At 52.3% G+C, this 22,342-nt stretch carries 22 protein-coding genes; 15 read left to right on the top strand and 7 right to left on the bottom strand.

What is annotated here, in order from left to right; all coding sequences use genetic code 11:
* Positions 1 to 21 precede the first annotated feature (21 nt).
* Positions 22 to 345, top strand: coding sequence for an SUKH-3 domain-containing protein (locus DES54_RS16710; RefSeq protein WP_113869295.1), 324 nt, complete (start codon positions 22 to 24; stop codon positions 343 to 345).
* 66 nt (positions 346 to 411) lie between these two features.
* On the opposite strand, the gene DES54_RS16705 is transcribed toward DES54_RS16710, so the two are convergent.
* On the bottom strand, positions 412 to 636 hold the full coding sequence (locus tag DES54_RS16705) for a SymE family type I addiction module toxin (protein WP_113869307.1): 225 nt from the start codon (positions 634 to 636) through the stop codon (positions 412 to 414).
* 86 nt (positions 637 to 722) lie between these two features.
* On the opposite strand from DES54_RS16705, the gene DES54_RS19000 reads away from it, so the two are divergent.
* A complete protein-coding gene (locus tag DES54_RS19000) occupies positions 723 to 1,148 on the top strand; it encodes a hypothetical protein (protein WP_240635044.1) in 426 nt (141 codons plus the stop codon).
* The gene (locus DES54_RS16695; protein WP_113869293.1) at positions 1,149 to 1,598 is read left to right on the top strand and encodes a hypothetical protein; all 450 of its coding nucleotides are present in this window, start codon (positions 1,149 to 1,151) and stop codon (positions 1,596 to 1,598) included.
* A gap of 86 nt (positions 1,599 to 1,684) precedes the next feature.
* Here the strand turns inward: DES54_RS16695 and DES54_RS18630 are convergent, their stop codons facing one another.
* From DES54_RS18630 to DES54_RS16680, 4 genes are all read right to left on the bottom strand, one after another.
* Positions 1,685 to 1,843, bottom strand: coding sequence for a hypothetical protein (locus DES54_RS18630; RefSeq protein ID WP_169050489.1), 159 nt, complete (start codon positions 1,841 to 1,843; stop codon positions 1,685 to 1,687).
* Between the two features lie 149 nt (positions 1,844 to 1,992).
* Positions 1,993 to 3,495 carry a M16 family metallopeptidase gene (locus DES54_RS16690; RefSeq protein ID WP_113869291.1) on the bottom strand — a complete coding sequence of 501 codons (1,503 nt, stop codon included), beginning with the start codon at positions 3,493 to 3,495 and terminating at the stop codon, positions 1,993 to 1,995.
* 349 nt (positions 3,496 to 3,844) lie between these two features.
* Positions 3,845 to 5,137 (bottom strand): dicarboxylate/amino acid:cation symporter, encoded by a 1,293-nt coding sequence (locus DES54_RS16685; protein ID WP_113869289.1) that lies wholly within the window; start codon positions 5,135 to 5,137, stop codon positions 3,845 to 3,847.
* Between the two features lie 298 nt (positions 5,138 to 5,435).
* Entirely contained in the window at positions 5,436 to 6,605 is a 1,170-nt protein-coding gene (locus DES54_RS16680) for a HAMP domain-containing protein (protein WP_113869303.1), read from the bottom strand.
* A gap of 601 nt (positions 6,606 to 7,206) precedes the next feature.
* On the opposite strand from DES54_RS16680, the gene DES54_RS16675 reads away from it, so the two are divergent.
* The 12 genes from DES54_RS16675 to DES54_RS16620 all read left to right on the top strand — a co-directional run bounded on the left by DES54_RS16675 (position 7,207) and on the right by DES54_RS16620 (position 18,683).
* Positions 7,207 to 8,064, top strand: a complete 858-nt coding sequence (locus DES54_RS16675; protein ID WP_113869287.1) for a transporter substrate-binding domain-containing protein — start codon at positions 7,207 to 7,209, stop codon at positions 8,062 to 8,064.
* Between the two features lie 8 nt (positions 8,065 to 8,072).
* On the top strand, positions 8,073 to 8,732 hold the full coding sequence (locus DES54_RS16670; RefSeq protein ID WP_113869285.1) for an amino acid ABC transporter permease: 660 nt from the start codon (positions 8,073 to 8,075) through the stop codon (positions 8,730 to 8,732).
* Positions 8,729 to 9,370, top strand: coding sequence for an amino acid ABC transporter permease (locus DES54_RS16665; protein ID WP_113869283.1), 642 nt, complete (start codon positions 8,729 to 8,731; stop codon positions 9,368 to 9,370). Before DES54_RS16670 ends, DES54_RS16665 begins: the two co-directional genes overlap by 4 nt.
* Positions 9,371 to 9,374: 4 nt before the next feature.
* Positions 9,375 to 10,187, top strand: a complete 813-nt coding sequence (locus DES54_RS16660) for an amino acid ABC transporter ATP-binding protein (RefSeq protein WP_113869281.1) — start codon at positions 9,375 to 9,377, stop codon at positions 10,185 to 10,187.
* A complete protein-coding gene (locus DES54_RS16655; RefSeq protein ID WP_113869279.1) occupies positions 10,177 to 11,430 on the top strand; it encodes a M20 family metallo-hydrolase in 1,254 nt (417 codons plus the stop codon). Before DES54_RS16660 ends, DES54_RS16655 begins: the two co-directional genes overlap by 11 nt.
* Complete coding sequence (locus tag DES54_RS16650; RefSeq protein WP_169050491.1) at positions 11,427 to 12,125, top strand: DUF1989 domain-containing protein; 699 nt, start codon at positions 11,427 to 11,429, stop codon at positions 12,123 to 12,125. The genes DES54_RS16655 and DES54_RS16650 overlap by 4 nt, the downstream gene beginning before the upstream one ends.
* A gap of 66 nt (positions 12,126 to 12,191) precedes the next feature.
* Positions 12,192 to 12,782, top strand: coding sequence for a cupin domain-containing protein (locus DES54_RS16645; RefSeq protein ID WP_113869277.1), 591 nt, complete (start codon positions 12,192 to 12,194; stop codon positions 12,780 to 12,782).
* Between the two features lie 414 nt (positions 12,783 to 13,196).
* The gene (locus DES54_RS16640; protein WP_240635043.1) at positions 13,197 to 14,189 is read left to right on the top strand and encodes a BMP family protein; all 993 of its coding nucleotides are present in this window, start codon (positions 13,197 to 13,199) and stop codon (positions 14,187 to 14,189) included.
* A complete protein-coding gene (locus DES54_RS16635; RefSeq protein WP_113869275.1) occupies positions 14,189 to 15,709 on the top strand; it encodes an ABC transporter ATP-binding protein in 1,521 nt (506 codons plus the stop codon). The genes DES54_RS16640 and DES54_RS16635 overlap by 1 nt, the downstream gene beginning before the upstream one ends.
* The gene (locus DES54_RS16630) at positions 15,702 to 16,790 is read left to right on the top strand and encodes an ABC transporter permease (RefSeq protein ID WP_113869273.1); all 1,089 of its coding nucleotides are present in this window, start codon (positions 15,702 to 15,704) and stop codon (positions 16,788 to 16,790) included. Before DES54_RS16635 ends, DES54_RS16630 begins: the two co-directional genes overlap by 8 nt.
* Positions 16,783 to 17,709, top strand: coding sequence for an ABC transporter permease (locus DES54_RS16625; RefSeq protein ID WP_169050492.1), 927 nt, complete (start codon positions 16,783 to 16,785; stop codon positions 17,707 to 17,709). The genes DES54_RS16630 and DES54_RS16625 overlap by 8 nt, the downstream gene beginning before the upstream one ends.
* 59 nt (positions 17,710 to 17,768) lie before the next feature.
* Complete coding sequence (locus DES54_RS16620) at positions 17,769 to 18,683, top strand: polysaccharide deacetylase family protein (protein ID WP_205680236.1); 915 nt, start codon at positions 17,769 to 17,771, stop codon at positions 18,681 to 18,683.
* 67 nt (positions 18,684 to 18,750) lie between these two features.
* Here the strand turns inward: DES54_RS16620 and ggt are convergent, their stop codons facing one another.
* Positions 18,751 to 20,514, bottom strand: coding sequence for a gamma-glutamyltransferase (gene ggt / locus DES54_RS16615; protein ID WP_113869269.1), 1,764 nt, complete (start codon positions 20,512 to 20,514; stop codon positions 18,751 to 18,753).
* A 34-nt stretch (positions 20,515 to 20,548) separates the two neighbouring features.
* The gene (locus tag DES54_RS16610) at positions 20,549 to 21,460 is read right to left on the bottom strand and encodes an EamA family transporter (protein WP_113869267.1); all 912 of its coding nucleotides are present in this window, start codon (positions 21,458 to 21,460) and stop codon (positions 20,549 to 20,551) included.
* Between the last annotated feature and the right edge of the window lie 882 nt (positions 21,461 to 22,342).

Raw genomic sequence — 22,342 nt, 5'->3', positions numbered from 1 at the left:
CCGGTTGGTGATTTGTGATTTTTGGCGATTGATCAGATCGCTCAACTCGGACTGAGTTCCCTCAAAGTGATCTACTATTTGGAACAGCTATTTAGTAAGTTTTTCTATATAGACCCCGAAAAAGCTATTTTGGAGCTATACAAGGAACAAGTTGAAAGTTATGAAAAAATAACACAATGTCCTTTAGTTCCTATAGGTGAATGTGATAATGGATACATTATCCTCATGTATGGTGAGGATGTTATATACGGTGTTTTTGATGAATGCATATATAAATATGGGAAGGACATTGAGTCTTGTTTTGATGTTCTAATTAATGGCAAAGAAGCTATCGAAATTAATTAAAAATAAATCCGGAAGCGATCCCACGATCCTTCCGGCTATTTTTTTACCTGCTGTTTAGTACAACGATCAGACATTAATCTCCGTCTCGATCACTATCCTTCCCCGCTCCACGGTCACCGTTATCGGCATCCCGGTCATAAACCCCGACTCTTCCAGCCAGCGGCCTTTAAGGTTAATCGCCGACGGCGGGTTAGGCTTGCCGTTTTGCGGGGCGTATCCCACCATGTAGTAACGTTCTGTTTTAGTTGCTGTATTTACCGTGTTGCGTGACGTAGAATCATGCGCAGCCATAGTCAGTACGACGAACCTCGGATAATCCCTATGACCCGATAGGGGTTCTGGGTGGAGAGAGTAATTACGGGTATGTGCATAATCCATTGGATTGGGTTGATCCATTTGGGTTGGCGAAGTGTCCATCTAATAAAGGATTTAATCGTAGAGATAGAATTACCAGTCGCTGGACTGAACGTTTAACGGGGAAGAAACCTGAAGATGTTCATGATTATTTGACATCGAAAGGATGGTCGAAAACATATCCTCAGGCTGATAAGCCAGGTGCTATCCAACATATTCAATATATTAAAACAACAAAGTCAGGTACTACTTATAAATTAGATTATCATCCGGGTGGCTCTTCGACTCAGCCTAATATTCATGGAAATGACTACTGGAAGGTTTATCGTGACGTTAATGGTAAGGATGTCGTTTATGGCCGAATAGGTCACGGGGGATTTAAAAACTATGATCTTATTGCAGACTCGCCAGTTTATATTGATGGCATATTAATGAATGGTGGATTATAAATGATCGATATGAATGCCGATATTATTTCTAATACGTCGATCGGGAACATCGTTTTAGGCGAAAATATTGAGCGCTATCTTAATTATATGTATTCAAATCATGTTGTTAGGTATTTCGATTATTTTTTGCCTGATGATGAAAAAAGAATGGCGTATGTTATTGATGAAACTATTACTATAGGTACATTATCTAATGGTTTAATTAAATCTGTTGGTTGCAATGAGAAATATAAGGGTTGTTACATGAACTCTCTGCGCACTGGAATGAGAATGTCAGATATAATTAAATTGACTGATAATCAACGTATATTCAATGGTTGTATTATAGTTAATGATGATTTTGGTTTTTCGATTGATCTTCCAGCTCCATATGATGAAATAGCAGATGATATAGAGCACGTTCCTTTAGAGCTTATTCTAAAAGAAATAAGAGTTTCTGATTATTATTAATGGAAACCGAAGAAATAAATAAAAAACCAGAAGCGATCCCCAAGATCCTTCCGGCTTTTTATTATCCGCTGCTCAGTGGCGGTAATTTACCGCCCGTTCTCCATCCCTGCCACATCCAACCCATCAGGAAAGCGGTTCAGCCAGTCAGCGGCGGCGCGTTCATTGAACGGTAGCAGGCTGAGTCCTTCCAGACAGCGCCACAGCTCCCGAATATCCTGCACGGTGATGACGATGCAGCCCGGCATGGCGTACAGCTTATCGGCGGAGGGAGTGTAAACATAGGATGAGGTTTTAGATCAGAATTTACTGTTACCCGGCACCGGCTATTATTTTGTAATTGTATGGCGGTATAAAGTAAGAGCCGACGATAAAGTCGGCCCCACCACGATTTGGACTACTGAACGACGGGCGCCGGTGCGTCGCTTTGTAACGGTAGCGTTTCTGCGACAGGTTCAGGCGCGGTATCCGCCGTCGGCGTCATGATCCGATTATAGGCCGCCTGGAGATCTTTCATATCCGCCTCCGGTTCGCCCTGTTGCTGCACCAACATCAGCGTCGCGTCCTGCGAAAGTTGCTGGTGTAGCGCTTGATTGAGCATATCGAGCGTTAGCGTGGACAAATAAGTCTGCCGCAATTTCTGATATTGCTCAGGCGCGATATCCACTACCCCATTCTGCTGCGAACGTAAACGTTGCGACATCAGAATATCGGTGCTGGTACGCGCGTAAGTGGCAAAAAGTTTGTTCAACTCATCCGTTTTACGTGCAATCAATTCATCAAATTCCTGCTGCGCAAGTCCGTTATCTCTCAGCCTCGCCAGTTCCTGAGCCAAAAATATCATCCCCGGCATCACACTGCCACTATCTGGCATATCCAGATGGATCGCACACTGCGCGCGGGTATAAAACACATTGCAGTCAAAACGCAGGTTATTGTCTTTCTGCGAACGCTTTTCCAACGCCTGTTTTAAATGCCAGTACAACGCTTCCCGCGCCAAATCGCTTTGCCAGTAACGCGCCAATGCCTGCGATTCGCGAATCGGGTGCCAGGGCATTTCCCACACCAGCGACAATGTATCCTGCCGCGCCTCTTTATTATTCATCAGACTGATGGCCTGCAGCGGTAACGGGCTTAATGTCGGCACCGGCGCGGGCGCTTCCCGCTTGCCCTGCAAGGCGGAGAACGCTTTACCAATTTGATCAATAATCGCACGGTTATCCACATGTCCGACGATATAGAGCGTCATGGCATCCGGCGTGTACCAGGTTTTATAAAATTGCTGCAATTGCTCGCTGCTCAGCGGCAGTTTGACGTCCTGAGCGGGATCATGGGCTAATAAGGTCGATCCTTTGAGCCGATAGCGCCAGACGGGATCTTGCGGGTCCGGTGGATAGGTGGTTATCTGATCGGGATTGTTAAGCGCGGCTTGAATGCTGGTATCATCGATCGTCATTTGACCTGCGGTTTCTGCCAGCCAACCCAGCGCCTCTTTCAGCAATTCTGGTCGGTTGCTCGGCAAACTCAGATTGTAAGACGTGAAATCATAGGAAGTAATCACCGGCGACAGAGAGTGCATGCCGTTATTGTCCTGTATCCACATTGGCGGCGATTGTGCGGCTGATAGCGTCTCGCCGGGCGCCAGCGCCAGACGAGGAAGATAATATGCGAACCCGATTTGCTGAGCATTCTCCACCAGCGAACCCGTATTCACCATCAGACGTAGTTCTACCCGGTCGCCAGGGCGTTGTGGTGTGGTCAGTAATTGCCAGGTAAAACCATTATCCAGTTTACCCTGCTGCCAGGCGGGGTCGGGTTGTAGTGTTTCAGCCTGCACGTTGCTGCCGACAACCGCCAGCAACATTCCACCAACTAAAAGGCCAATTTTGGTGCCCTGCATGTGAACCCCTACTTATATAACTATCCAACATAATGTGGCGGTGGTTGATAATAATAGTGGCCTTGCGTTTGCCACCGAACTCTCTCGTGGATGTATCACGGAAAAATAGTAAAGGCGAAGTGTACCATTCCCTTAGACCACACGCTTTTATCTATGTCACCCAAAGGGGCGAAATTATCGTCAAAAAAGACGGAAAAACTCATATTTAACAATATTTTTACGTCATTTTGACGCAGCACGTTGGGCAGGCAGGATCAATAAAATGTCGCGCATTAAGCGGTGGCGGCTAAAAAATTCCCCACGGCGTCTTTCGCGGTGGGGAAGGAGGAATGAGAAAACGCAGGAATTATTATGACATTGTGGTCGGTGCCGTCGTGTTATTGCCTTTATCCTTACCGGACAACACAGCATCAAGTTGCTTCTCATCCAGTTCGCGGCAATATTTCGCCACCACGATCGTTGCCACGCCATTACCAATCAGGTTGGTCAGGGCGCGCGCTTCCGACATGAAACGGTCAATACCCAGGATTAACGCCAAACCTGCCACCGGCAAATGACCGACGGCTGATAGCGTAGCCGCCAGTACGATAAATCCGCTGCCTGTCACACCCGCCACGCCTTTGGAAGAGAGCAGCAACACCACCAGCAGGGTGATCTGATGCCAGATATCCATCTGACTGTTCGTTGCCTGCGCGATAAACACCGCCGCCATCGTCAGGTAGATGGAAGTGCCATCCAGATTGAATGAATATCCGGTAGGAATAACCAGGCCGACAACGGATTTCTTACAGCCGACTTTCTCCATCTTCTCCAGCATACGTGGCAAGACAGATTCAGAAGACGAGGTACCCAGTACGATCAGCAGTTCTTCTTTAATATAGCGAATGAATTTGAAGATACTGAACCCGGTCGCCTTGGCGATGCTGCCTAACACCAGGAAGACGAACAGAAGACAGGTGATGTAGAAACAAATGATCAACTGCCCCAATTGCACCAGCGACCCTACACCATATTTACCGATGGTGAACGCCATCGCACCGAACGCCCCCAGCGGCGCCAGTTTCATGATCATGTTGATGATGCCGAAAATAACTTTGGAGAAACTTTCGATCACATCAAAAATCATTTTGCCTTTGCTGCCCAGACGATGCAGCGCAAAACCGAACATAACGGCAAACAGCAGTACTTGCAGAATGTTTCCGCTGGCGAACGCCCCCACCGCACTGGCCGGGATAACATCCATCAGGAACGGGATCAGCCCCTGCTGGGAAGCTTGCTGGGTATAAACCGCAACGGCGGAAGCATCTAATGTACTCGGATCGATGTTCATTCCCGCGCCGGGTTTCACTACGTTCACCACGATCAGACCGATGATCAGGGCGATGGTGCTGACGATTTCAAAATATAACAGCGCGACTGCACCGGTACGGCCTACGGACTTCATGCTTTCCATGCCGGCTATACCCGTGACCACCGTACAGAAGATAACCGGCGCAATGATCATTTTAATTAATTTAACAAACCCATCGCCGAGCGGTTTCATCTGAGCGCCGAGTTCTGGATAGAAATGGCCCAGCAGTATCCCTGCCGTAATCGCGACAAGCACCTGAAAGTAAAGACTTTTAACAATAGATAGTTTCATATATGCGTCCTATGATGAGGAAACACAGGTGATAAAAAGGTACAGACGCCCCCTGTGATTGCGCAGGAAAGTAACACCGCAATAACAACCTGGAAATGTTTTATAACTTTAGTTTGTGAACGTAAGGTTAAAAACAAGAGCAGAATCGCTTCAGCCACTGTTAACAATAAACATTTACGCAATTTATCTGTAACAAACAACCGATTACATCAAACGGAATATCACCATAAAAAACTGACGAGACCAGTCATAGCCTGGCTTATAAGGGGAAAAAGCAAAAACATTAGTAATAATAAGGTTACTCGTTTAGTAAAATTTCCGCATCACGATATGAAGAGATAAACACCATTTTTCTTTCGTGAAGGGCGATCTGCATCGCAAATTGAGCTTGAGAAAGCAACAGGGCTTCCAGCTTCTTTTCTCCTGGCAAAGGCGGGACAAGATGGACGATCCCCACACCTACCGCCAGTGGTGACTGGCCGATAATAGCAAATGGTTTGTTGAATTGTAGCACAATATTCTGCGCCCAGTTTTGCTCCTGCTCCGCTGGTAACGTCGCTCTCAGCATCGCAAACTCATCATTGCCCAGACAGGCCAGCAGGATCGGATCTTCGCATAATGCAATCGCCGATTTCAGTTGCTCCACCAATGTATGCCGCACATCGTCTTGCGTCCCCAGTACGGGCCCGACCCCAACAACCATCAGGCTGAGCGGCGTATTTTCTGACAAGCGTTGCTGTAACTGCATTAAAAAGTCATTTTTCCCTGCTAAATCATATCGTTTCTCTACAGAAACCAGAGATTGCTCCAGCAACTGCTGATTACGGTTATAGCTGCGAACCAACGCGCCAAGCTCGTCATCCTGATGCCATTCAGGTAACGTCAACGGGTGGCGAGGGATCGCATCCGGCGGCAGATTTTGCAACTCGGCGATAATGTCGCGCAACGGATGCACCATCAACCGGTTGATACACCAGGTAACGGCAATCGACAGGATCAGCGCCAACAGCAGATATGTCGCCAGCAGCGTCGAAAACGTACTGACGATAAACTGAAACATACGATAGGAGTCCGCCTGTAGCACCAGGTTCGCCAACGGCGTCGTATTCTGCGTTTGCGGCGGCGAATAGAGCGGCACCGCGATGCGGATAGGCAGTTTGAATACGCGGGCAATCCAGCCTGGCACCGGGCGTTCGGTGGGAAAATCAGCATGCAACGTCTGGAATTCGCCCGGCAGCAGCACATCAGCCCGACTGAGAAAACCGACCGGCAACAGCGTATTGAGGATATCTTCAGCGCGTTGCACTTCACCTTGCAGCACCGCCTCCGTCAAAGGCTGGCGCACAGAATAAGCGATGTTCTCCAGTTGCCTGGCATAATCCTCACGACGTTGATGCACGAAGTGAAAAAGCTGTATCACGATAAACAGGCTGATGGTGACCAGTGCCACAGCGGACACGGCTGTCATCTGCTTAATCGTTAATGAACGTCTGAACCGCAAGCATCTTCTCCATCAATCCTCTATTGCTGCTGTATTTTGCCTGAAAAACACTAATCTGCCGCAATTGCACTCAACTATGGGCTGAAAATACCTTATTTGCTCACCTGTAATATTCATATGCAAGCGCCCTGCTAGTATAAGGCAGCTTATCAATGCCTCAATGCTGTTTTATGTTGATACCCACTGGATTTCATCTTAATCCTAAGCCGTATTTCATGGCGGCGGAGCGGCTTCAGAATAGGGTATATCGTCGTGACAAGCCACAGGATGGCGCGGCGTTTGCGTGTTTTCATCCGGTAGAGAAAGAATCCACCGCTCTCCTTACTATGCACAATAAAAGTGCAACGTGCTCTGCAACCAAACAAAAAGTCCGTCGTTTATTTCCACATCTGGCGCGCACCCTACTCAGCCAATAGCAACGTCGATAAGTTTTATTTTTAATAACAAAGAGATAAGTGGGAAAATGTCATTTCCTCCGATCGATGTCAAGACTGGCACATTTCATGCTTTTGTAATTTTATGCAAGTTACTTGAATTAAAAGCACATCACTTTCTCCAGGGGGATATCATGATACGACGCCAATTCGCGACTGCTCTGTACGCTGCCACACTGTGTACTGCCAGCGTGCTTGCTTTTCCTGCCCACAGCGCCGACCTGCTGGACAGAATTATCGCCAATAAGACCCTGACAATCGCCACGGAAGCGCGATATGCACCCTTTGAGTTTGTTCAGGACGGCAAAATAGTGGGCTACGATGTAGACCTGATGAATCATATTTTGCAAAAGCGTCTGCCGGACGTGAAAGTGAAACAGTTGGATCTGCCGTTTCAGGGCATCCTGCCGGGGCTGGATGCCAGGAAGTTCGATTTTGTGGTTACGGCGGTTACCGTCAACAAACAACGTATGGAGCGTTTTGCCTTCACCGTTCCTATTGCCGAATCCACCGTTGCCCTGCTGAAACGTGATGATGATACCTCCATTATGTCTCTGGATGATCTCAGCGGAAAAGTTGTTGGCTCACAGGCCGGCTCCGGCCAACTCCAGATCTTGCAATCGTTCAATGAACAGTTGAAGGCCAGCGGCAAGCCCGGCATTAAAGAAATCAAACAGTATGTTTCCTTTGATGAAGCCTATGCGGATTTGGCCAATAAGCGTCTTGATGGCGTAGCGCAGTCGCTGGCCAATCTTGGCCCGCTGATCAAAAGTCGCCCCGGTGTATTCAGTACTTTGAAGCCGATGCTTGGCCCGACGACTTACTTTGGCTGGGTTGGGCGTCAGGATGAAGACAGCGCCAGACTAGTGAAACTGTTCAGTGACGGGATTGCCGAAGCAAATCGCGACGGCACCCTGCAAGCCCTGCAAGAAAAATGGTTTGGTTTTACCGTGACCGTGCCTGCTGATCACATGCCTGCGCCGAGTTTGTAAGGGTAAGCATGGCAGATTTCTACGGGCGGTTCCTCTCCTGGCTTCCTGCTTTACTCAACGGCGCCGTTACCACGGCATCGCTGTGTCTGATCGCCATTATCGCCGGATTTTTTGTCGGCGTGGGCATCCACCTGATGACAGGCAGCACAATGCGGCTCTTCCGAGGCGTCGCCCACGCCTGGGTCAGCCTGTTCCGTGGCACGCCGGTGTTGGCGCAGATGCTGCTGTGCTTTTATTTACCCGGCGAGTTGGGTTTAGAGATTTCCAGTTATTTTGCCGCGGTGATGGCATTGACGCTAAATACCGCCGCTTATCAATCGCAAATTCTGCGCAGTGGTTTTACCGCCATTGCGCCGGGTCAACTGGAAGCCGCCGCGGTTTGCGGCTTAAGCCCCCGTCAGACGCTGTGGCGAATTCAGGTGCCTCAGGTGTTACGGCTGACGCTTCCCGCGCTGATTTCCGAGCTTATCGATGTCGTCAAAGCGTCCGCGGTGGTGTCTGTTATCGCCATTACCGATTTGATGAGGGTCGGCCAGCAACTGGCTTCGTCAACGTATCAACCGCTTCAGGTCTATGTCGCCACGGCGTTGACCTATCTGCTGCTGACCAGCCTGCTCGCTTTGCTGGGCCGCTACTTTGAGCGCCGCTGGGTTAAGGAGCGGAGATGAAAGATCTGCTGCTTTATCTGCCGGATTATCTGCGTGCGATGAGCGTCACTGTGTGGATCAGCCTCTGTTCCGCGTTTCTGGGGGCCGCGCTCGGTTTCCTGTTGCATGCGGTGTGCCGACACTCGCGGGCGCTGTATGCCGCCTGGCGGTGTTATGTCTGGCTAATCCGCGGCACCCCCTATCTGGCGCAGTTGGCGGTCATCTATTTCGGTCTGCCGTCGGCAGGCATCATGCTGAGCGCCATTGAAGCCACCATTTTATCGCTGACATTGTACAGCGCGGCCTATTTCAGCGAGATCTTCCGCGCCAGTTGGCGGAGCATCGCCCGTGGGCAACGGGAAGCCGCCGCCGCGCATAATATTTCACGCTGGCGCAGCTTCTGGCATATCCAGACACCGCAGGCGATGCGCTTCAGCCTGCCTTTGCTCGGCAATCAGTTCATTCTGACCATTAAAGAAAGTGCGGTGGCTTCAATAATTACCGTGCCTGAACTCACCATGACGACCGGGCAAATCGTCGCGAATACCTATAACTATGTTCTGCCCTATGCCTTGCTGATCATCAGCTACTGGCTGTTGGCGCAGGCGGTCGGCCTGAGCATTCGCCTGCTCAGCAACGGGCGGACTTCTAAAGGATAACGTTATGGATGAAACCATTATCGAACTGCGCGGCGTCGGCAAGTCATTTGATGGCAACCCGGTGCTGAAGAACATCAATCTGGCGGTTGAGACTGGCGAGATCGTGACATTGATCGGTCCGTCCGGCTCGGGGAAAACCACCGCGTTGCGTTGTATGAATTTTCTGGAGGCCTATGATGAAGGAGAAATCTGGATAAAAGGTCAGTTACTGGGCTACAGCGGACCGGGACGCGAACGACGTCACCGCGATAGCCCGGCGTTAATCGCCGAAGTTCGCCGTCCACTGGCGATGGTATTCCAGCAGTTCAATCTCTGGCCGCATATGACTGTACTGGAGAATGTCGCCGCGCCGCTGGTTCTGGGGAAAAAGTTGCCCCGCCTGGTGGCCCGGCAACGTGCCGCGGCAGCACTGGCGCAGGTTGGTATGGCGGAGAAAGCCGACGCCTGGCCCTCACATCTGTCAGGCGGGCAGCAGCAACGCGTCGGCATCGCCCGTGCGCTGGCGCTGGAACCGGAACTGCTGCTGTTGGATGAACCGACATCCGCACTCGATCCAGAGCGGGTCGAAGAGGTGCTGGACGTGATAAAAGCGCTCGCCGGTAAAGGCATCACCATGGTGATGGTCACGCATGAAATGTCGTTCGCCGCGCATATCTCTTCGCGCATCGTTTTCATGGCCGGCGGCGCCATCATAGAAAGCGGGCCGCCCGGTACGCTATTCCGCAAGCCAAAGAGTGAACGCTTACAGACCTTTCTGGCTCCGTGGTTCAAAAGTCCGTTACAACTTGATGAACCGGGAGTCGCCCATGATCAGTGAACAGGCAAGGAAAGTGGCCGACAGCGTCAGTCAGCGCCGTTTGCTGGATAATCTGGCGACACTCTCACGCTTCGGCGCACTGGCGAACGGCGGCGTCAATCGCCAGGCGCTTTCCGCAGACGATCTGGACGCCCGCGCCTGGCTGATCGATCTGGCGCGATCGCTGGGCTGCGACGTCATGACCGATGAGTGCGCCAACCTGTTTATTCGCCGTGCGGGAGCGCAGGATCTGCCGCCCGTGGTTACAGGCAGTCACATCGATACCCAACCGGATGGCGGCAATCTTGATGGATGCTACGGCGTTATGGCCGGTATCGAATGTGTGGTGGCGCTTAATGAAGCAGGCATCGTCACCCGGCGGCCATTGGACGTCGTGATTTGGACCAACGAAGAAGGCAGCCGGTTTGCGCCGGGCGCAATGGGTTCCAACGCCTTCGTCAACCCGGCATATCTGGCTGAGTATCGTAACAATCAGGATCAGAATGGCATTACCGTCGGCGCGGCGCTGGCTGAATGCCACCGCCGTTTTCCCCTGCCGCGCCGGAAACAATACCCCATGACCGCGTTTATCGAACTGCATATTGAGCAAGGGCCGATACTGGAGCAGGCTGGCCTGTCTCTGGCGACCGTGCAAGGGATTCAGGGCGTCAGATGGTATCAGATGGTTTGCTCCGGTCGGAGCGCTCACGCCGGCACCACGCCGATGAACAACCGCGCAGACGCCATGACGCTGGCCCGCCGCCTGACCGATCGCATTGAAAACGCCGTGGCCGGGGTGCCAGCCGAACAATTGCGGCTGACCTTCGGCAGTTGGCAGGTGATGCCGAATTCTATCAATACCGTCGCGGGTCAGGTCAGTTTCACCATCGATTTTCGTCATCCTGATGCTGAGGTTTTAGACTATTTCGATTCGGTTATCGCCGGGTTCGCCGACCAGAACGTGACCGTGACGTCGCTGTTGCATCAAGCGCCAGTCACTTTCGACCCGCATCTGCTGGCACAACAGCAAGCGTGTTGCGAAGCGCTGGCGATCCCGACCGCGCAGTTGGTTTCGGGCGCCTTCCATGACGCAATGTGTCTGGCGCGGCACTGCCCAACCAGCATGTTTTTTGTCCCCAGCCACAAGGGGATCAGCCATAACCCGGCTGAGTATACCGATCCACATTCACTCTGGCTTGGCGCCAGAGCACTCGCCTGCTGCCTGACCGAGTTGGCAAACCCATTAACAGGAGTCAATTTATGAGCACAATCCACTATCCTGCCTGCTGTGAAAAAGATAACGGCGCCCCGCTGGGAACCAATGCGACCCTCTCCTCGGCAATTTCGGCTGACGGCACGCCGGTGCCGGGGGAAACCTATACGGTTCCGGCCCGTTGTGGTTGCGCCGTTCGCCTGCAAAAAGGCCAGCTTATCCGCATCATCAACACGCCGGGAAGCCAGGTGTGCGATACATGGTTGTTCAACAGCGAGGATCTGAGTGAGTTTTCCTCCATGGAACATACCCGCGCATTTATCGATAAAATCATCCCTAAACCGGGCGATGTACTGGTCACTAATCAACGCCGACCGATTGGGACGTTGCTGACCGACACCTCGCCAGGCGTCCACGACACGCTGATTGCCGCCTGCGATCTGTTTCGCTATAGCAACATGGGGATCACGGAATACCATGACAGTTGCGCGGATAATATGCGTCTGGCGCTTAACGCCATCGGCCTGCGCGCCCGCGAAGTTCCGCAGCCGTTGAATCTCTGGATGAATACGCCGGTCAATGCCGATTACACAATTTCCTGGCTGCCGGCGATCAGCAAAGCGGGGGATTATGTAGAGATCCGCGCGGAACTGGATTGCATCGTGGTCATGTCCGCCTGTCCTCAGGACATCGTGCCAATCAATGGTTGTAATCCTCAGGCGATCCATTTTAGTGTAACGGATTGACCAGCATGCGACTCGTGGTCTGGAAGACAGCGAGTCGTTTCTACTTTGATAACCCGATAGCGCGTTATGAAAAAAAATGGCGATACCAGCGGTACTGTACTATCCAATCTGGGCATGCGGCTACGACATGCTCGTCTGGCGCAGGAACTGACGTTAAAACAGTTGGCGCAGAAGGTGGAATGCTCCGAGAGTCTGCTTTCTAAACTGGAAAATGAGGTGGCGACCCCTTCTCTGGCGATGCTGCATCGTTTGGCCCACGCACTGGAAACCAGTATTTCCGACCTGATGGCCGAAAACTGGGTGACCGAATCTCCGGTACTCAAACCGGATCAGCGTCGGCGGAAACGGTTTTTACAGCGCAATAAACAAGGGGGTATCGACCTGGAAAACCTGACCTATCACCATAAAGGCGGCTTGTTGCAGGGCAATATTCATATTATTGAACCCGGCGTCGCCAGTGATGGGCTGATCGAACATCAGGGTGAAGAGATGGGCTATGTGCTGACAGGCGAGATAGCGCTATATTTAGGTGAGGAAACCCACCATTTACGTGCTGGCGACTCCTTTTATTTTCCCAGTCACATTCCCCATGGTTATCGCAACACCGGCAAGACGGTAGCCCATGTGCTTTGGGTTAACACCCCTGTTACGTTCTAGCTTTCCGCGTTCGCGTGCTTTAACCGGATTTTAGCGCTGACCGCAGCAAGTCTGGCAGTCAGCGCTAAACCGTTTGCGCCTCCCTGTTCTGCTCGCCGCCCCGCGCAACGTCATCTCTCTCTATCGGCCTCCGCCGGCATACGTTATCGCCTCCTGCTGATTTGCCCTGTGCAGCGAACAATTTGTGAACTTTTTTAGTGCAAATTTTTACCAAATTGCGCTATTTCAGTACAAACGCCTTAGCTGATCGACCTAATTACAAGCGCCGGACGATGACAAAAACCCCTGACGGACTGCGCCGCGGCCTTTTTAATCCGTTCAGGTGGGCCAGACAAAAAGCAGGCATGAAATTTGCTTTAATAAAAATCAAGCCACTTGAAAGAAAGTTAATATAGTTGAAACGGAGAATAAAGCATGAAGATGACGACCTTGTTTCGCCCCCGTTCTTTTCGTCCGCTGACTCATCTGGCTGCGGCAGCAGCCACGGTGATAGCGCTCGCTTACACCACTGTCGTTCAGGCTGCGCCCTTAAAAGTCGCCATCGTGATGGCCGGCAACATCACCGACCACTCATTCAATCAGGCTGGCTACGAAGGCGTTATGCAGGCGGGTAAAGCGCTGGATATTGAAGTGGCTTACAGTGAGAAGGTTCCTCAACCCGATCAGGCCCGCGCGCTGTCTGACTATGCCCGCCGTGGCTACGATATTGTTATCGGTCATGGCGGTGAATTTCAGGATGCGGTCGATCGGGTTGCCAGACGCAACACCAACACCCAGTTCCTGATTGTGAATGGCACAAACAGCGGCGGCAACGTTTCAACGCTGGCTTTTGACATGAAAGATATGGGGTACGTCATCGGGTTTATCGGCGGCAAAAGCTCAGAAACCGGGGTTGGCGGTTTCATCGGCGCTCAGAAAATTAAAGCCTATACTGATTTGAATGAGGGTTTCATCGCAGGCTTTAAAGCCGCGCGGCCAGACGGTCAGGTATTAAGCGCCTGGACCAACGACTGGGACGATCTTGCCAAAGGTAAGGAAGCGGCGCTGAACCTGATCGATCAGAAAGCGGATACCCTGTTCCCGACCATGGATAATGCGGTGCTTGGCAGTTTGCAGGCCGTGCGGGAGAAGAATAAACAAGGTTTTGGCATTTACTACGACGCGCTGAATGACTGGCCGGATAACCTGCTGCAATCCGCTGTCCTTGATATGCGCGGCGCCTTACTCACCGTTCTGACACACGCCAAAAACGGGCCGTTAGGCGGCAAAGCCTATGTTTACGGCTTCGAAACGCCAAAAGCATTTCGTCTTGGCAGCTACGGCAAGTCAGTTTCAGAACAGACAAAAACCGACGTCGCGGCGCTCATTGAGAAAATCAAACAGCGTAATGCCGCCGAGAAACCGTAATGAGTTATCTCAGCATTGAAGGATTGAGTAAACGGTTTGGTGATTTTACCGCGCTGGATACGGTGTCGCTCAATGTGAGTAAAGGCAGTATCCATGCGCTGCTGGGTGAAAACGGCGCAGGTAAAACGACACTGATGAATATTCTGTACGGCTTGTATCAGCCCGACGCCGGGCAAATACGTCTGGCAGGCAAACCGCTTGAAGTGTCATCACCCAAACACGCGCTGGAGAATGGTCTGGGCATGATCCACCAGCATTTCATGTTGGTGGATAATCTGACGGTGCTCGAAAACGTTATTCTGGGATTGTCTGGCGGCCTGCGGCTGCGGCTTGCCGAGCACCGCCGCAAACTGGTTGAACTGAGCGCGCAGGTGGGTCTGGATATCGATCCAGACCGCCAGATATGGCAATTGCCTATCGGCACGCGTCAACGTGTGGAAATCCTCAAAGCGCTCTATCGCAATGTGGATCTGCTGATCCTCGACGAGCCCAGCAGCGTGCTCGGCCCTGAGGAAATCGAAGCATTTTTGCAGATTTTGCAAAAACTGCGCGGTATGGGAAAAACCATGTTGTTTATTACCCACAAACTGGACGAGGTGTTCCGGGTTTGCGATCAGGTAACCGTCTTGCGCCGTGGAAAAGTCGTCGGACACGCCGCGATCGCCGATACCACGCCACAGGCGGTATCGCGGATGATGGTGGGGCGCGATCTGGTGAAACCACCTGGATTGCCCGCCATGGCAACCGGCGAGGTGGTGTTGCAAGTCACTTCGCTCAGCGCCAACAATGACCGGGGCATTCAGGCGTTGCAGGACGTCTCCCTCCAGATTCGGGCAGGTGAAGTGTTGGGGATCGCCGGCGTCGATGGCAACGGTCAGGCGGAACTCGCCGAATCCATTACCGGTTTGCGTGTACCGACAGCCGGGGATATCCGCATTCAAGGCCAATCCTTACAGGGTTGCGACGTCAATGAACGGCGGCATCGATTCAAGATCGCCTATGTCCCCGAAGATCGCCACAGCACCGGATTGATCCTGGATTTTTCGCTGTGGCAAAACGCCCTGCTGCGCGACTACAACCGCGCGCCCTTTGCACGCAACGGGCTGATCAATGCCCAGAGGACGCAAGACATCACGCGCGAATGGTGCGCGAAATACGATGTACGTATGCATCGTGTCCATCAAAAGGTGCGTTTTCTGTCTGGCGGCAATCAACAAAAGCTCATCTTCGCCCGTGAAGTGGAGTGTGATCCGGTGTTGCTGGTGGTCATGCAGCCGTGTAAAGGACTGGATGTCGGCGCGATTGAAGCGGTGCAGCGCGTCGTTCGCGAACAGCGGATGTCAGGCAAAGCGGTGCTTTATATTTCTACTGAACTGGATGAAATCATGGCGATTTCCGACCGGATTGGCGTGATGTGCGCAGGCCGGCTCACCGGAATATTAACCCGTGAAGAGGCAACCACCGAACGAATTGGCGAGCTAATGACCAGCGATGCCGTTGAGGACTTTCACCATGAGTAATCTGCTGCGCTGGCTTCATCGTTTACGCATGGTGTGGGCGGTACTCGCGGCCTTCGCACTCGGTTCATTGCTGATTCTGGCAACCAGCCACAATCCGCTTAAAGCCTATGCCTCGTTGTTCGAGGGCGCGTTCTTTGATTATTACGGCCTGGCTGACACGCTTATCAAGATGTGTCCGATGCTGCTGGCTGGTCTGGCGGTGATTATCCCAATGCGTTGCGGTTTGTTGAACGTAGGGGGCGAAGGACAAATCTATATCGGCGGTCTGGCCGCCGCCGCCGTCGCCCTCTACCTGCCTGCACTACCAGCCTGGCTGCACCTGTTGTTATGCCTTATGGCGGGCATGATTGGCGGCGGACTATGGGGAGCGATACCCGGTTATCTGCGTGCCGTCCGGGGCCTCAATGAAGTCATCGTGACACTGCTGATGAATTACGTCGGCATCAATATTGTCAGCTATTTCGCCGGCGGCCCGATGATGCAGGACGGCGCGCCTTATCCGTACTCCAATGAAATCAGCGAAAGCTTATGGCTGCCGATTTTTCTGCCTAATACCGACACCCATATCGGCGTCATCATTGCCGCCGTACTCAGTACCTTCGTATTTTGGGTTTTACGCTATACCACCGTCGGCTTTTCCATGTCGGCGGTCGGTAAAAGCCCGAAAGCGGCGCACTATGCCGGTATATCGATCCCACGCCACTTAATAGGCAGCATGATCGCCGGCGGCGCGGTGGCGGGTCTGGCGGGCGCGCTCGAAGTGGTCGGCGTCAAATACCGGCTGTATCACCTCTTCAGCCCCGGCTATGGTTATGACGGCATCGTGGTGGCGTTTATGGCAAGCCTCAATCCGTTGCTTGCCGCGCTGTCCGCTTTTTTCCTTGCCGGACTCAGCACTGGCGCGCAATTCATGCAACGCGCCATCGGTCTTGATGTTACCGCGATCGAGGCATTGCGCGGCCTGATCGTTATCTTTGTCGCCGCGGGGCTTATCTGGAAGCTCAAGTCTCAGCAACAAGCCGTCAGCGACAATAACCTCATCCCTTCAACCCATTCTTCCCGGAGTCAACGTGATGGATGAAGCCTACCTCGCTCTGTTCGCCACAGGGTTACGCCTGTCGATTCCCCTGATTTTCGCCGCATTGGGCGGTATCTGGTCGGAACGCGCCGGCGTTTTCAATCTGGCGCTGGAAGGCAGTATCCTGAGCGGCGCTTTCGGCGCGGCGTTAGGCAGTTTCTACTTCCATAGCGCCTGGGCAGGGTTGGCCGTCGGGCTGCTCGCCGCAGGACTAACCGGGCTATTGCTGGCCGTAATGACCGTCTGGCTGGCGATCAATCAGATGGTCGCGGGCATCGCCATCAACATGTTCATCATCGGACTCACCTCCTTTCTGTCTCGCATAGTGTTCAGCGGACAAAATGCGTCAGACAGACTGAGCGGTTTTTCCGCGCTGCCGATCCCCGGTCTTTCTTCTCTGCCGTGGATTGGCAACCTGTTGTTCAACCAGGATGTGCTGATCTACATGATGTACGCCCTGATACCGCTGGCGTGGTGGTTATTGTTTCACTCCACCTGGGGGCTGAACCTGCGTGCCACCGGAGAATATCCACAAGCCGTGGATAGCGCGGGGTTATCCGTTTTTGGCATTCGTTTTATCAGCGTGGTGGGGGCCGGGATGGTCGCCGGTCTCGGCGGCTGTTATCTGGTGCTGTCGCAGGTTTTTATCTTCACCGAACATATGAGCGCCGGGAAAGGATTCATCGCCCTGGCCGCGCTGATCCTCGGTCGCTGGCATCCCGTCGGCGCGCTGGCGGCCTGTCTGCTATTCGGTCTGGCGGACGCGGTGCAATTAAGGCTGCAATTCAGTCATCCCGATGTGCCTTACCAACTGTTCGTGATCCTTCCCTATGTGGCTTCAATCGGCGCCCTGATTATCTTCGCCGGAAAAATCAGACCGCCAGCCGCGGCTGGCGAACACTATCAGCGCGGCGGGAAATGAAATAGGCGGGAAATAATATACGGCGTCCCAGATATCCACCTTACTTATCAGGCAATAGCATGACGACAAAACACAGTATGATAAAAAATCCCATCCCGTGGCCTAATGGCGCACGGTGCGCCGTGGCGATAACGTTTGATATGGATGCGGACAGCTTCCTTCATCTGCATCGTCCGGCAGACAGCTACAAACGGGTCAGCACCCTTTCGACGCTGCAATACGGCCCGAAAATCGGCGTTCCGCGCATTCTGCAAACTTATCGCGAACTTGGCCTGAAGCAGACCTTCTTCGTTCCGGCATGGTGCATTGAACGCTACCCCGACGCGGTAGCGGCTATGGTCAGGGACGGTCATGAGATCGGGCATCATGGCTATATCCATGAGCATGTCAATGAACTCAGTGAAGAGGAAGAAGCCTTCTGGCTGCGCAAATCCATTGACATCATCCAGCGGCATACCGGCCAGCGCCCGCGTGGTTTTCGCGCCCCGCTATACAACTTTTCACCCGCCACCACCGATTTGCTGATCGCCGAGGGGTTCCAATATGACGCCTCGCTGATGGGGGATGACGTGCCTTATTTGCTGCGCGGCAAGAGAGGACATTTGGTTGAACTGCCCACGCACTGGGCGATGGACGATTGGCCGCCTTACGTTCACATGAGCGATATCGATTATGTGATGCCGATCCGCTCGCCGCAGGAGGCTATCGCGGTTTATAAAGCGGAATTCGATGCCATGTGGGAATACGGAGGGCTGATCGTCGCGGTATGGCACCCGTTTGTGACCGGAAGGCTCGCTCGCTGGCATGAAACCGTACGTTTCATCGAGTACATGCAGTCACGCGGCGGCGTCTGGTTTGCCACACTCGAAGAGATTGCCGCGCATGTCAATAAAGTCCATGCCGCTGGTCAGGCTGAACTGCATATCGAATCAATGCCGCCTTACTCAGGGCCAATCGCCATCGATAAGTTTTAATATGTATCTCACTGATATCAAAACCTTTATCATAACGTTAACGCGCGGGCAGACCCGCGCGAAAATATTAATAACCGATCGCCGCGCCTGCCGGACGCCGAATATCATTGGCCCCGTACAGGTAACCTTCACGCACCTTGCCGGAAACCGCGGAATCATTGCCGGAGTTGGCTGCCGTCACGCCCACGGCGCCCGGCAAACAGACCATAATCAACTCCGCCGCGCCCCACGGCGTTTGCTCCACCATCTGGTAACCACGCTGCTTTAACAGCGCCAGCGTATCGGCGGAAAGCCCGCGCTGCTCGTAATACACTTCATCCGGCGACCATTGATGATGAATACGCGGCGCATCCACCGCCTCCTGCGGCGCCATACCGTGATCGATGATATTCAGCGCCGTTTGCAAGGTGATGCTGATAATGCGCGATCCGCCCGGTGAACCCAGCACCAAAAAGATCTTACCGTCTTTTGTGACCAATGACGGGCTCATTGATGATAGTGGGCGCTTACCGGGGGCAATGGCGTTCCGTTCCCCCTGAACCAACCCATACAGATTCTGTGTCCCCACTTTGGTGGTGAAATCATCCATTTCGTTGTTGAGGAAAAAACCGGTTCCCGGCGCAATCACCACCGAACCAAAGCGCCCATTGACCGTATACGTCGTGGAGACGGCATTTCCCTGACTATCCACAATGGAATAGTGCGTGGTTTCTGGTCTTTCGTGTGGTCCGATGCCGGGTTGAACCTGCTGTGAGGGCGTGGCGTTTTCCGGTTCGATTTTTTTACGGATATCGGCGGCGTAATCTTTACTGAGCAGATGTTTTACCGGATTACTGACAAAATCCGGGTCGCCAAGATAAGTATTGCGATCCATATAAGCATGGCGCATTGCCTCAATCAGCACATGTACCGAGGCTGCGGAATTGAACCCCATCGCTTTCAGATCGTAGCCTTCCACAATATTGAGGATCTCACACATCGTTACCCCGCCTGAACTCGGCGGCGGCGCGGAGACAAACTGATAACCGCGATAATCACATCTGACGGGCGCGGTTTCAGCGATCCGGTAATTGGCAAAATCCGTCGCAGTCAGAATGCCGCCGCCCTGACGCGCCGCCTGTTCTATTGCTTGCGGGATTTTTCCTTTGTAGAAAGCGTCCGGGCCGTTATCCGCAATGGCCTGCAACGTGTTCGCCAAATCACGCTGCACCAGCTTATCGCCTGGCTGTAACGGACTGCCATCAGAACGCAGGAAAATGCGCGCCGCTTCAGGATCATCTTTGAAACGTTTGACGGTGGTATCCAGAATATCGGTGTCTGCTCGCGTTAGTTCAAAACCGTAACGCGCCAGCTTGATGGCTGGCGCCATGACCTGCTCGCGGCTTAGCTTGCCATATTTCTTCTGCGCCGTGTCCAGCCCCAGCACCGTTCCCGGTACCCCGGCCGCCAGATAACCATACAGGCTCGACTCTTTCTTCACATTGCCCGCGGCATCAAGATACATATCGGCATTGGCCGCCGCGGGCGCCATTTCACGAAAGTTGATGAAAGTGTCTTTTCCGTCAGCCAGATGGATAGTCATAAACCCGCCGCCGCCAATATTGCCGCAACACGGGTTGACCACTGCCTGCGCGTACCCGACTGCAACCGCGGCATCAATGGCGTTCCCGCCCGTCTTCATGATATCGACGCCAACCTGAGAGGCCAGATATTGCGAACTGACCACCATGCCGTTTTTCGTCTCCACCGCAGGCGCGGACGCCGCTTGTACCGTGCCGCTGAACAAAAGTGCCGCCACATTCAACGAAAAAAACCATTTTCCTAATACCATTACCACTCCTTTACCCTGTTCGTATAATGTCATATCACCCTTGTCGAACCGGCATCAACGCCCACAGATGAGAGCTAAATACGTTGATTACCAGCCCCAACATAATCATCACTGCGCCGACAATCTGTAGCGACGATAACCCTTCGTTAAGAAAAATAGCGGCGCTTATCAGCCCGGTGACCGGCACCAGCAACGACAGCGGGGCAACCCGCCAGGTTTCATAGCGCGCCAGCAGGTTTCCCCAGATGCCATAACCGATAATCGTGGCGAAAAATGCCAGATAGAAAAGCGCCAGAATAGTCGGAAGCTGGATGTTCACCAGACTGGCGACAATCACCTCCCGGCCTTCAAACAGCCATGAACACACGAAGAAAGGCAGGATGGGAATCAATGCGCTCCATACCACCAGCGACATGATGTTTACGCCGCGGTTGCTGCTCATGATGATTTTGTTGCTGATATTCCCGAACGCCCATGACAATGCGGCGGCCAGCGTGAGCAATAGTGTGGTGATCGTCATGCCGGAGGCCGTTTGCCCGTCGGTACGTCCTTCCGCCAGCACAAACATCCCCCCTGCCGCCACCAAAATACCGACGACATGATTCCAGCGCAGTTTTTCCGACAGCAGCACCGCCCCCACCAGTAATGTAAAGAACGCCTGTGCCTGTAGTACCAGCGACGCGATCCCCGCCGGCATACCCAGTTTAATAGCGAAAAACAGGAAACCGAACTGACCAAAGCTGATGGTCATGCCATACGCCAGCAGCCAGCGAAAAGGGACGCGGGGCGCCGGAATAAAAAAGATCGCCGGCAACGCCACCAGTGAAAAACGCAATCCGGCGAGTAAGAAAGGCGGCATATCATGCAGGCCGATTTTGATTACAACGAAATTTACCCCCCATAAAATCACCACACAAAGCGCGAGCAACCAATCTTTTACCGACATAACGACTCTCTCACCCGATCAGACAGCAATTGGCTACTGTACAACCCAAACCTGTCAGAAAATACGGACAGTTCAAAAAAATCAGGATGACAACCAAGGACAGATAACGCCTGTCCGATGTATCAGTAAAAAAGAAAGGGCAACCACTTAACACGGTTATTAGCTGAGTATGCATGATAACGGGTATAACTAAAATCGATTACCGATTTATAAAAATAAATAATCATCATTTTTAACAGGACTTATTTCCCTGTCATTTAAAATAGCCGTATAGGGAAAATAGCATTGAGCCTAATACCGGGGAAGTCAAACCCGGTGTGATCTTTGAGGGCGGTGAAGAAACTCCGGCAAATCTCCAGTCTGCCAATACTATTCTGCTGGATTATTATGGCGGTTATTTTTTGGCGTACCTTCGTTCACCGGTCAGGCGGGTTCGCTCTATATTGATCAAAGCAACAATGTACCGCTCAAACAAGTGGCTTTAGGCATCGGAATGAGCAATGCCGTAATGCTATTATCTCACGATTACGTAACTGCCGATCGATATTTTTCGCATGTGGTACATCATTGCTTAAACCACCAAATTCCCTGCATAGCCTGGCTATTGAATCTCCATTTATATTTAAGCAAAAAAAACCCGGGTGATTTTGGTATATATTTACATTGACCGAAGAATAGCTTGGAAAAAACATAGGCTTCTTCCAACCCTATAATATCAATCAGTTCCTGTAGTTGATAAGGGAGTTTCTTAATGTCGAGGCTAAATAACTGCGCCTAATAGTAGATCACTGAAGGGAACTCAATCCGGTTTGAGCGATCTGATCAATCGCCAAATCAAAACAAATCACCAACCGGACTGAGTTATGCCGATCATAGCGTTCA

This window comes from Brenneria salicis ATCC 15712 = DSM 30166 (assembly GCF_003315515.1).
Classification (GTDB): domain Bacteria; phylum Pseudomonadota; class Gammaproteobacteria; order Enterobacterales; family Enterobacteriaceae; genus Brenneria; species Brenneria salicis.
The sequence above is the reverse complement of the archived record's forward strand: the minus strand, read 5'-3'. Positions and strand labels throughout refer to the sequence as shown.